This is a genomic window from Eisenbergiella sp. OF01-20, from assembly GCF_003478085.1.
GTDB lineage: Bacteria > Bacillota > Clostridia > Lachnospirales > Lachnospiraceae > Eisenbergiella.
Map to the genome: position 1 here is coordinate 1 of NZ_QUES01000068.1, position 10,520 is coordinate 10,520.

Here is a 10,520-nt window from a genome sequence, read left to right on the forward strand (position 1 = left end):
AGGACGCACAGGGAAGCAGGGGCAGGTGACGCCGGTCTTTTTTATCTACGCCCCCGGATGTCCGCATGTCAATTTGTACTTGCTTTTGCAGGAACAATATGGTATATTATTAACGTTGCGAAAATGAGATGGTCCTCTGTTACAGGAAATGTATTAAGAACATCCGATAAATCAGGAGGAAGAGCAATGAATGATATTATTAAAGCAATTGAAGCAGAACAGCTGAGAGCGGAAGTTCCCGAGTTCAATGTAGGTGATACCGTAAGAGTTTATGGTAAAATCAAAGAAGGAAACCGTGAAAGAGTTCAGGTATTCGAAGGCGTTGTCCTGAAGAAGCAGGGCGGCAGCAACAGGGCTACCTTTACTGTAAGAAAAGCTTCTAACGGCATCGGCGTTGAAAAGACATGGCCGCTGCATTCTCCCAATGTAGAGAAGGTTGAAGTGGTAAGAAAAGGTAAAGTAAGAAGAGCCAAGCTGAATTATTTAAGAGACAGAGTAGGTAAGAAGGCTAAGGTTAAAGAACTGGTAAAATAATCGGATACGGTATGAGGGGCAGCCGCTGTGGTGGTTGTCCCTTTTTGCTTAATTATAGGAACCTCCGGCCCGGCAGGGACAGGTGACTCCAGTCTTTTTTATCTGCACCCCAGGGAAGTTGTCCGCTTGCCAGTTTTGTGTATTTCGTGATAAAATGAATCAGTCGTCTGGTACACAGGAATTTTAACTGCAGAATGTGGGAAATTACAAATGAGAAGGTCAAAGGGATTAAGCTTTTACAGAAGAAGGAAAAAAATAAGCACAGCCATACTTCATGAGATCCTCAGCTACGTGCTGGGTATTGCAATCGCTGCTTTTCTGGCATTTGTTATTGTTTATTTCGTGGGAATACGGACCAGCGTTATCGGGGTCTCTATGGAGCCTGCCCTTTACAACGGACAGGAAATCCTGATCAACCGGTTTATCTATAAGCTGTCTAACCCGAAGGCAGGGGATGTGGTGGTATTCCTGCCTAACGGAAACCAGAATACGCATTACTATGTAAAGCGTGTGGTGGCCGTCCCCGGGGAAACCGTTCAGATAATTGAAGGGATCCTGTACGTGAACAGGAAGGCGGTGGGAGATGATATGTATGATCTCATAGCGGATGCGGGAATTGCGGAGCATGAAATAAAGCTGGGAAATGATGAATATTTTGTTATGGGCGATAACTGCAACAGCAGCGAGGACAGCCGGTCAGGAAACATAGGAGCGGTTGCCAGGGATGATATCGTGGGGAAAGCCTGGTTTAAGATGAGTGAGGGAAGCAGTACTATGGGTCCCATAAAATAAAGCGCGGCTTAAGGCCGCATGCCTGCCGGTGCGGGCAGATAGGAGTGTAACATGAATTACCAATGGTATCCTGGGCATATGACGAAAGCAAGACGTGCTATGCAGGAAGATATCAAACTGATCGATCTGATTATAGAGCTGGTGGATGCCCGGATTCCCCAAAGCAGCAGAAACCCGGATATCGATGATCTGGGGAAGAACAAAGCCAGGCTGGTTCTACTGAACAAATCCGACTTGGCGGATCCGGTATGCAACCGCGCATGGACGGCCTGGTTTCAGGAGCAGGGAATCAAGGCGCTGGAAATCAATGCACAAAGCGGTCAGGGTATGAAAGCTATCCAGGGAGCCGTGCAGGAGGTGTGCAGGGAGAAGATAGAACGGGACAGGAGACGGGGGATACTGAACCGTCCGGTACGTGCGATGGTTGCCGGAATTCCCAATGTGGGGAAGTCTACCTTTATTAATTCTTTTGCCGGGAAGGCGTGTACGAAAACGGGCAATAAGCCCGGTGTAACCAAAGGAAAACAGTGGATCAGGCTGAATAAGGGACTGGAGCTTCTGGATACTCCCGGAATTCTCTGGCCGAAATTTGAAGACCAGTGCGTTGGCATGAAACTGGCATTTATAGGCTCCATGAACGATGAAATCATCATTATGGATGAACTGGCCATCGACCTGATAACCTTTCTGCAGGAATGGTATGCTTCTCTTCTGAAAGGCAGATACGGTCTTGCCGGAGGGGAAACGCCGGTACAGGTGCTGGAGGCGGTAGCTGAAAGGCGCAAGTGTTACAAAAAGGGCGGCGAACCGGATCTTAGCAGAGCGGCCCAGTTGGTAACCGATGATTTCAGAAGCGGCAGATTAGGGAGGATTTCCCTGGAAAGGCCGTAATCAAACAGATTGGAGCATAATGAAATGAAACATGTGGTGAAGGAAATTATCAGTACAATACTTTACATCCTGGTGGTGCTGCTGGGTACCTACCTGCTGATTACCTTTGTGGGGCAGAGGACTTCCGTGAGCGGCAGTTCCATGGAACCTACCTTAAGCAATAATGATCAATTGATACTGGATAAAATATCCTACCGCTTTTCAGAACCGCAGCGATTTGATATTATCGTTTTTCCCTTCCAATATGCGGAGAATACTTTTTATGTGAAGCGTATTATCGGGCTTCCGGGAGAAACGGTGCAGATTGATTTACAGGGTAATATTTATATTAACGGCACGATACTGGAAGAGGATTACGGAAAAGAAACCATTCATTTTGCAGGATTGGCAACGGAACCGATAACCCTGGGGGATGATGAGTATTTTGTTATGGGGGATAACCGGAACAACAGCTCGGACAGCAGGGATCCAAGTGTGGGAAATATCCGCCGCCACAATATTATCGGAAAGGCATGGGTCCGGATTTGGCCGCTGAACAAATTCGGCGTGCTGAAGCATCAATAACCAAAAAGCAGGTGTGGAAAATGAAAATACAGGAGATAAAAGAGCAATTCAAAAACTGCCCCACAGACCTACTGCCGCAGCTTATAGAAACCTATGGACATGATGAACGAAGCGGTATCAGGGCAGAAATAGCGAGGGCAGTAAAGCGCCTGGAAGCTGTGGAAAAAGAAAAAGAACGTATGTTCACAATGCTCCGTTTTGAAAGAGAATATGCATATGCGGGATATCTATGCGGCATAGATGAGGTGGGAAGAGGCCCGCTGGCAGGTCCTGTGGTGGCAGGAGCGGTCATTCTGCCAAAGGACTGCAGTATCCTTTATCTGAATGATTCCAAGCAGCTGAGCGCCCAAAAAAGGGAAGCGCTTTATGAGGTTATAATGAAAGAAGCGGTGGCGGCAGGAATTGGCTGTGCTTCGCCGGAAAGAATCGACGAAATCAATATTCTGCAGGCGACCTATGAAGCGATGAGGGAGGCCGTCGGCCGCCTGTCTGTACAGCCGGATCTCCTTCTCAATGATGCGGTTACCATCCCCGGAATCAGGTGCCGCCAGGTGCCTATTATCAAAGGAGATGCCAAAAGTGCATCCATAGCTGCCGCAAGCATTATTGCCAAGGTGACAAGGGACAGGATGATGGTGCAGTATGACAGCATTTTTCCCGGGTATGGGTTTGAAGCCAATAAAGGATATGGTTCGGCAGCTCATATTGATGCTTTGAAGAGACTGGGGCCTACTCCTATCCACAGAAGAAGTTTTATTAAAAATTTTATGGAAAGTGCCGATGAATAAAAGAGAGTTAGGGGAAGCCTATGAAGAGGCCGTCTGCCTGTATCTCCGGAAAAAAGGGATACGAATAACCGAAAGAAATTTCCGGTGCCGTCAGGGAGAAGTGGATCTGATTGGCCGGGATGGGGATTTTCTTGTTTTTTTTGAAGTTAAATACAGAAAAAACAAGACGCTGGGTTATCCGGAAGAAGCGGTTGGATACGCAAAACAAAAGAAAATATGCAAGGTGGCGGATTATTATCTTTACCAAAAAAGACTGGGGGGAAGCATTCCGGTACGGTTTGACGTGGTTGCAATATGTGGAGAAAGCGTAAACTGGTATCAGAATGCTTTTGACTATATAGGAGGCTGCTGACCGGACAATGCAGTCAGGTCTGTGTGTTGTCCGAACCGTTATGCTGACAGAAAGGAAAGGATTGCATGGAAAAGTTAACGGAGATTAAGCGAAAAGATCCTGCCCGGCCGGTTATGCGACAGAGGGCGATAAACGGAGCACAATACCTGACTTTCCCGGCTATAGAAAAAACAGGGGTGGTAAGACATCTGATGAGTACCAGGCTGGGAGGCGTCAGCGAGGGCGATCTATGGTCCATGAATGTAAGCTTCAGCCGTGGGGATAAACCAGAAAATGTAAATGAAAATTTTTGCCGGATAGCCGGGGCGCTTGGATGCAGTACCGGGGATTTTGTTTTTTCCGACCAGACGCATACCACGAATATCCGCCATGTGACAGCCGCGGATAAAGGAAAAGGGATTCTTCGGCCCAGAGATTATGCCGATGTGGACGGATTGATTACGGAGGAACCAGGTATTGTTCTATCCACCTTCTATGCCGATTGTGTTCCGCTGCTGTTTGTGGATCCGGTAAAGAAGGCCATCGGATTATCGCATTCCGGGTGGAAAGGCACGGCAGGAGGAATGGGGAGAAAGACGGTGGAGGCCATGGAGAAGGCCTTCGGCTCCCGGCCGGAGGACATCCTTGCGGGTATCGGCCCGTCAATCTGTCAGGATTGCTATGAGGTGAGCCAGGATGTGGCGGAAGCCTTCCGCATTCTTTTTTCCCGGGAAGAAATGAAGCGGGTACAGAGCATAAAAGAAGAACAGATTCTGCTGGATAAGAAAAACGGAAAATACCAGCTGGACTTATGGAAGGCAAATGAAGCGGTCTGTTTATCTGCCGGTATCCGGCCGGAACATATCAGTGTAACGGATATCTGCACCTGCTGCAACCCGGCGTATCTTTTTTCCCATCGTGCCAGCAACGGTAAAAGAGGGAATTTGGGAATGTTTGTTGTTTTAAATTGAAGGAGCAAAAAGGATGGCAAAAACAGAATTGGCAGTAGCTGAGTTGATATGGAATATTATTGCAAGAAAAACCGGAAATGTGGGAAAAGTGGATTTTTTCCCGCAGAAGCCGGCTTTTCCTTTTGGCGACGGCTTTGGGAAGCAGGAGGAAGAGGAGCAGCCCCTGGAACGGGCCGTTCCTGAGAGCCAGGGAGTATCTTCGGCACATCTGGCTGCTTTCCTGAAAGAATTGGCGCTTCATGAAAACGTGGATATTCACCAGGTTATGGTGGTGAGAAACGGCAGAGTCATCTGTGAATGCGGATTTGAGCCGTATCAGCCCGGCCTGTGGCATGCCAGTTATTCCATGTGCAAAAGCATTACCGGCATGGCAGTGGGTATGCTCATTCAGGAAGGGCGCCTCAGGCTGCAGGATAAGGTAATTGATCTCTTCGGAAGCAGGAAAAACCTGTTTAATATATTTCGGCTGAAGGATATTACGGTGGAACATCTGCTGACAATGACAAGCTGTGTCAGCTTTAATGAAACCGGGATCGTATCCGGGAACGACTGGGTAAGAGGGTATCTGGAATCGGGACTGGTAGGTATTGCGGGAAAAAACTTTGAATATAACAGTATGAACTCTTATATGCTGTCTGCTATTATTACGGAAATAACCGGAGAAACGCTGATGGAATATCTGCGTCCCCGCCTGTGGGAGCCTATGGGGATCCGCAGGATTTTCTGGGAAACCTGTCCGAAGGGAATAACCAAAGGCGGCTGGGGGCTTTTCCTGTGCCCGGAAGATGCGGCAAAGCTGGGTATGCTTTATCTGCAGCACGGAAACTGGAAAGGAAAACAGCTGGTGCCGCAGGATTGGGTGGAAGCATCCTGCAAAAGACATACGGACACGCCTTCCGTCATGAGTAATTACGGCTATGGCTACCAGATGTGGATGGGAGGCAGGGAAGGTTCCTTTAATTATAATGGCATGCTGGGCCAGGATGTGCTGGCATATCCGGATCTGAATATGGTGGTGGTGACCAATGCAGGGAGTAAGGAGCTTTTCCAGAACTGTGTGCTTCTGGGAATTGTGAAAAAATATTTTGAGGAAGGCTTTGAGCCGCCGGCAGTGCTGCCGGAAGATCTGCGGGGGCAGATCATGCTGCAGCACGTCATTGAAGAGCTGGAAGGACGCCGTACCGGCCTTCCGGTCATTGAAAAAGGCGGATGGGAGAAACGGAAAGCTGTTTACGTCAGAAGTACTCTGAGACAGAACCGGATCCGTTTCCTGAACGGCAGGATATACGAGATGAATGAGCGTCAGGTGGGGCTGATGCCTCTTTTGATGCAGGTTTTCCACAATAATTTTACCGATGGAATCCGGAAAATAGGCTTCATGGCATCGGGAAACCGCTTGTTTATTCATTTGTATGAGGGAGAAGAGCGGATTTCCCTGGAAATTGGTTTTGTGAAAGCGGTGGCTGCCAATGTATCCTTTCACGGGGAAATTTACCGGATTGGGACAAAAGGAGAATTTTCCACGGATGAAGACGGAAGGATGGTTTTAAAAATTGATTTCGCTTTCCTGGAAGAAGCGTGCCGGCGTAAGGTAAAGCTGTATTTTAACGAGGATTCCCTGGAGGCGCACTGGGATGAAACTCCCGGGAAAGAGGTAATCATGGAAGGGCTTGACTCTTTTACGGACCTGGGAGGGAAAATGGGATTCCTGATGAATACGATTAAGGAAAGCGGCGGTATAGACGTATTTCATTTACTTGTGGAACGAACGGTACAGCCGGTGTGCACAGGTATGGAAATAAAGCCGGAGGATAAGGCGGCGGGAGAAATCCGGCCTTGTATATAAAAGAATGGGAGGATCTTTATGAAGAAAAAAGCAATTATCTGCAGTATTCTTACGGTTTTGTGCATCGTGGCAACGGTATTCCTGCGTTTTGCCATGGATGACACCAATCCCGAATACACGGAAGTCAAGGCGGCCGTTGTGAGTTCGGAAGATGTTGTGAGGAGGGTATTTGGCAAACGGCAGACTCATTATGAGGTCATTGTCAAATATGAAGGGAAGGAATACGAACTGCAGAATACACACGGCAGTGCCGCGTATATGCCGGGACGTGAGGTGACCGCGCTTCTGCATGACGGCAAATTGTATGCCAATATAGAAGGGATAACCAGTACCACGCCGGTAGCGATGGTCTATTTCGGTTTTCTGTTCGGTTCGTTTGCCATGCTTGTTATATCGGTGACATTCATAAGCAAAGCACGGGCGGAAGGCAAACAGTAAATAAGCGGATAGCAATCGTGAAAAAACGGTTTTGGGCAGAGAAGATGCTCCGGAACCGTTTTTTTGTCGTGCCTGAATTTCCGAAAAGTTATTTGATGAATCGTAAAGAATCGGGCTGTCGGTGAAGAATTTCGCTTTGCAGTCCCTCCAGCTATCATCACTTTTTAATGTATCACAATCCGATTTTTAAATATATAAACATATGATATAAATGTTTGCTTATATATAGACAAAGCATAAAATATGAGGTATAATATCCATGTTATATAATGATGTAAATAAATCCTGTAAGAGTTTACAACATTCAAAAGTTAAAAATTCGAGATTCCAAAGTAGGCGTTATAAGACTTAAAGTACCAAAAGAAGGATAGAAAAAGGAGGAAGAGCACGATGGCATATGAAACATTAGAATGCAGGGATGAGGTTTTTAACAGCGCCTCCCCGGAGGAATTGAAGCAGGGCTTCCGGGAGACACAAACCCGGGTGCAATGTCTGATCTGCGGGGAGATTTATGATAAAGGAGAGGTTTTTCCAAAAGACGGAAAATATTTTGAAGCCCGTAAGCGGATGCAGATCCACTTACAGGAAGAGCATGGATCCATGCTGCATTTCCTGATTCATTCCGGGTTAACAGGGATATCGGAAATCCAGCAGTCCGTCCTGGCGTCTATGGCGGAGGGCCTGAGCGATAAAGAAACGGCGGACAGGCAGAAGATTTCTCCTTCCACAGTAAGGAACCATCGCTTTAAGCTGCGGGAAAAGGAGCGGCAGGCAAGGGCCTTTCTGGCAATGATGGATCTGCTTAAGGAAACCGGGGAAAAGACGGAAAAGCAGCCCGGAGAGAAGCTGTGTGAGCCTCACAGAACGGCGGCGATGGTTGACGACAGATACATTGTGACAGAGGAAGAGAAAATGCAGATTCTGCAAACCTTTTTTGAAGAAAACGGTCATCTGAAGGAAATACCCGCCAGGGAAAAAAGAAAATTAGTGGTTCTCCGTAAAATTGCGGATAATTTTAAGCCGGGAAGCAGCTACACAGAGGTGGAGATTAACAGGATCTTAAAACGGATTCATAATGATTTTCCCTATATCAGAAGGCTGATGATAGAATACGGCTTTCTGGAACGCACCAAGGATGGTTCCAGGTATTGGCTGAAGGAATAGAAACGGTTATCCCCGCATCAGTTCCTTCATTGCTTCCTTCAGCCCTTTTACTGTGAGGGGATACATGGGAAACAGTTCCTTGACGGCGGTTTCCGATTCCCGCCAGGGAGCGTTTCCCCGGGCCATCTTGGGGTTCAGCCAGACACTTTTTTTAAAGTGTTCTTTCAGCAGCTGCATCCATGCGAAGCCGGCCAGGCCGTCGTTGGAGCCGCGGTAATTCCCGTTAAGGGAAAAAAGCTCTTCCGGGGCCATGGCGGCATCCCCTACGATAACTACCTTTGTGTCACTTTTTAAATTGCGCAGCAGCCATTCCGTGTCCGTCCATTCGCCATATTCACAGGCCGGTGTATGATACAGCTTTCCGTAGATACAATTGTGAAAATAATAAAACCGGGTCTCCTTAAAGTGATTGGATTTGCTTACGGCCTGGAATAGTTCATTCATCAGGCTGGAATAAGGAAGCATGGTTCCTCCGGAGTCCATGAGCAGCATCAGCTTTATGCCATTCTGGCGCGGCGCTTCCATGACGATTTGGAGAAAGCCCCCGTTTCCGCAGGTCTTATCAATGGTTCCATTCAGGTCCAGCTGGGTGTGGGGCAGCTCAGGACGGGAAGAATACTGCCGTAATCGGCGGAGTGCCTGCTGGAACTGGCGGTTGTCTATGATGCGATCATCCCTGAAATCTTTGTACTTTCGTTCGCCCATCACGGCGAACGCGGACTGGTGGCCGCTTTGGCCTCCAACACGGATTTCGTCTGTGGGAGCGCCTGTATTTCCGAAGGGGGAGCTGCCCATAGTCCCTATCCAGTGGTTTCCTCCATTATGTTCCCCATTCTGTTCTTCCAACCGTTTCTTCAGAAGTTCTTCCGTTTCTTCCCCGTTTCTTTTGCTCTCCGTGTTTTCCGGCTCTTTTTCGAAAGCTGTTTTCCCCGTTTCTTTCCATTGAAGGAGCAGCGCGTTCATTTCCGGCTTATCCAGCCATTCCAGCAGGCGGCCGGTCAAAAGGCTGTCATGGCGGATACCCTTGAAATATTCCTCAAACGCCAAATCAAATTTATCGTAATCCGTCTCTCTTTTTACCAGGAGCATACGGGAAAGAGAGTAGAAGGAGGAGAGGCTGCTGCGGCACAGCCCCTTTTCCAACGCGTCCTGGACAGAGAGCCATTCTCCTGGTGTGACAGGGACGCCGCTGTTTCTGAGAATGATAAAAAAAGCTTCAAACATGAGTACTCTCCTTACAAATAACGGTGTTTTTTTACCGCTTCCATATCTTCCTCTTTTTTTAAGAGGATTCCCGGATACGGAAATGCTTCTGCAACTTTCTCCGGCGGAATACCTCCCAGGGAAAGTGCGTTGACCCAGTCAATCAATTCGGAGGTGCCCGGTTTTTTTCGTATACTGCGGAGTGAACGGATTTCTTCAAAGACGGCGATGGCAGCCTCTAAAAGCCGGTCTTCCACGGAAGGAAAATGAACATTGACTATTTTGGTCAATAGCTCCTTGTCCGGAAAATCGATATAATGGAACAGGCATCGGCGTAAAAAGGCATCCGGAAGCTCTTTCTCCGCATTGGAGGTAATGATAACCACAGGCCGCCTGGCGGCTTTTATGGTAACGCCGGTTTCCGGGATATAGAATTCCATGCGATCCAGCTCCCAAAGCAGATCATTGGGGAATTCCAGATCCGCCTTGTCGATTTCATCAATAAGCAGAACCGGCTGGCTGTCCCGGGAAAAAGCCTCGCCCAGCTTACCCAGACGGATGTAGCGTGCGATATCATTGACGCCATCTGCCCCGAACTGGCTGTCATAAAGCCTTTTGACCGTATCATACGTATACAGGCCGTCCTGGGCTTTGGTGGTGGATTTGATATTCCAGATAATCAGTTCTTTTTCCAGTGCTTCGGCGGCGGCCTGGGCGAGCATGGTTTTGCCTGTGCCGGGTTCTCCCTTGATGAGAAGAGGTTTACCAAGGGCTACGGCTATATTTACACTGTCTGTCAGTCGCTGGTCCGCTATATAGGTTCCGGTGGAATGAAATGTATTTTGCATGATGGTTTTCCTTTCTTTCTGGATGCCTGGCAGGCGTCCCTTTCAGGAAGCCGCATTTCTATGGTAAGGGAAAACGGAAGGAATTGCAAGATGGATACGTACAGAGGGTGTAGATAAAAAAGTTTGGCGTCCCCCGTCCCCGCTTCCCTG

The 10,520-nt window shown here is 48.0% G+C and carries 12 protein-coding genes; 10 read left to right on the forward strand and 2 right to left on the reverse strand.

Going from position 1 to position 10,520, the window contains the following annotated elements:
- Nucleotides 1–186: 186 nt before the first annotated feature.
- From rplS to DXA36_RS32100, 10 genes are all read left to right on the forward strand, one after another.
- Entirely contained in the window at nucleotides 187–534 is a 348-nt protein-coding gene (gene rplS, locus DXA36_RS32055; RefSeq protein ID WP_118683570.1) for a 50S ribosomal protein L19, read from the forward strand.
- Between the two features lie 210 nt (nucleotides 535–744).
- Entirely contained in the window at nucleotides 745–1,326 is a 582-nt protein-coding gene (gene lepB / locus DXA36_RS32060; RefSeq protein WP_118683571.1) for a signal peptidase I, read from the forward strand.
- A gap of 51 nt (nucleotides 1,327–1,377) precedes the next feature.
- Entirely contained in the window at nucleotides 1,378–2,217 is an 840-nt protein-coding gene (gene ylqF / locus DXA36_RS32065; RefSeq protein WP_118683572.1) for a ribosome biogenesis GTPase YlqF, read from the forward strand.
- Nucleotides 2,218–2,241: 24 nt separating this feature from the next.
- Nucleotides 2,242–2,781, forward strand: a complete 540-nt coding sequence (gene lepB / locus DXA36_RS32070; RefSeq protein WP_118683581.1) for a signal peptidase I — start codon at nucleotides 2,242–2,244, stop codon at nucleotides 2,779–2,781.
- A 20-nt stretch (nucleotides 2,782–2,801) separates the two neighbouring features.
- A complete protein-coding gene (locus DXA36_RS32075) occupies nucleotides 2,802–3,569 on the forward strand; it encodes a ribonuclease HII (RefSeq protein WP_118683573.1) in 768 nt (255 codons plus the stop codon).
- Nucleotides 3,562–3,921, forward strand: coding sequence for a YraN family protein (locus DXA36_RS32080; RefSeq protein WP_118683574.1), 360 nt, complete (start codon nucleotides 3,562–3,564; stop codon nucleotides 3,919–3,921). The genes DXA36_RS32075 and DXA36_RS32080 overlap by 8 nt, the downstream gene beginning before the upstream one ends.
- 65 nt (nucleotides 3,922–3,986) lie before the next feature.
- Nucleotides 3,987–4,871: a peptidoglycan editing factor PgeF gene (gene pgeF, locus DXA36_RS32085; RefSeq protein ID WP_118683575.1), complete on the forward strand. Its 885-nt coding sequence runs from the start codon at nucleotides 3,987–3,989 to the stop codon at nucleotides 4,869–4,871.
- Between the two features lie 13 nt (nucleotides 4,872–4,884).
- Nucleotides 4,885–6,717, forward strand: a complete 1,833-nt coding sequence (locus DXA36_RS32090; protein WP_118683576.1) for a serine hydrolase domain-containing protein — start codon at nucleotides 4,885–4,887, stop codon at nucleotides 6,715–6,717.
- Nucleotides 6,718–6,735: 18 nt separating this feature from the next.
- A complete protein-coding gene (locus DXA36_RS32095; RefSeq protein ID WP_118683577.1) occupies nucleotides 6,736–7,155 on the forward strand; it encodes a penicillin-binding protein in 420 nt (139 codons plus the stop codon).
- 390 nt (nucleotides 7,156–7,545) lie between these two features.
- Complete coding sequence (locus tag DXA36_RS32100) at nucleotides 7,546–8,319, forward strand: DUF2087 domain-containing protein (RefSeq protein WP_118683578.1); 774 nt, start codon at nucleotides 7,546–7,548, stop codon at nucleotides 8,317–8,319.
- A gap of 6 nt (nucleotides 8,320–8,325) precedes the next feature.
- Here the strand turns inward: DXA36_RS32100 and DXA36_RS32105 are convergent, their stop codons facing one another.
- Both DXA36_RS32105 and DXA36_RS32110 read right to left on the reverse strand, forming a co-directional pair.
- Entirely contained in the window at nucleotides 8,326–9,543 is a 1,218-nt protein-coding gene (locus DXA36_RS32105) for a VWA containing CoxE family protein (protein WP_118683579.1), read from the reverse strand.
- Nucleotides 9,544–9,554: 11 nt separating this feature from the next.
- Nucleotides 9,555–10,370, reverse strand: coding sequence for an AAA family ATPase (locus DXA36_RS32110; protein ID WP_118683580.1), 816 nt, complete (start codon nucleotides 10,368–10,370; stop codon nucleotides 9,555–9,557).
- Nucleotides 10,371–10,520: the final 150 nt, after the last annotated feature.

Excerpts from the sequence above, each read along its gene's own strand:
- rplS (WP_118683570.1), top strand. The coding sequence starts at position 187 with ATGAATGATATTATTAAAGCAATTGAAGCAGAACAGCTGAGAGCGGAA.
- lepB (WP_118683571.1), top strand. The coding sequence starts at position 745 with ATGAGAAGGTCAAAGGGATTAAGCTTTTACAGAAGAAGGAAAAAAATA.
- ylqF (WP_118683572.1), top strand. The coding sequence starts at position 1,378 with ATGAATTACCAATGGTATCCTGGGCATATGACGAAAGCAAGACGTGCT.
- lepB (WP_118683581.1), top strand. The coding sequence starts at position 2,242 with ATGAAACATGTGGTGAAGGAAATTATCAGTACAATACTTTACATCCTG.
- DXA36_RS32075 (WP_118683573.1), top strand. The coding sequence starts at position 2,802 with ATGAAAATACAGGAGATAAAAGAGCAATTCAAAAACTGCCCCACAGAC.
- DXA36_RS32080 (WP_118683574.1), top strand. The coding sequence starts at position 3,562 with ATGAATAAAAGAGAGTTAGGGGAAGCCTATGAAGAGGCCGTCTGCCTG.
- pgeF (WP_118683575.1), top strand. The coding sequence starts at position 3,987 with ATGGAAAAGTTAACGGAGATTAAGCGAAAAGATCCTGCCCGGCCGGTT.
- DXA36_RS32090 (WP_118683576.1), top strand. The coding sequence starts at position 4,885 with ATGGCAAAAACAGAATTGGCAGTAGCTGAGTTGATATGGAATATTATT.
- DXA36_RS32095 (WP_118683577.1), top strand. The coding sequence starts at position 6,736 with ATGAAGAAAAAAGCAATTATCTGCAGTATTCTTACGGTTTTGTGCATC.
- DXA36_RS32100 (WP_118683578.1), top strand. The coding sequence starts at position 7,546 with ATGGCATATGAAACATTAGAATGCAGGGATGAGGTTTTTAACAGCGCC.
- DXA36_RS32105 (WP_118683579.1), bottom strand. The coding sequence starts at position 9,543 with ATGTTTGAAGCTTTTTTTATCATTCTCAGAAACAGCGGCGTCCCTGTC.
- DXA36_RS32110 (WP_118683580.1), bottom strand. The coding sequence starts at position 10,370 with ATGCAAAATACATTTCATTCCACCGGAACCTATATAGCGGACCAGCGA.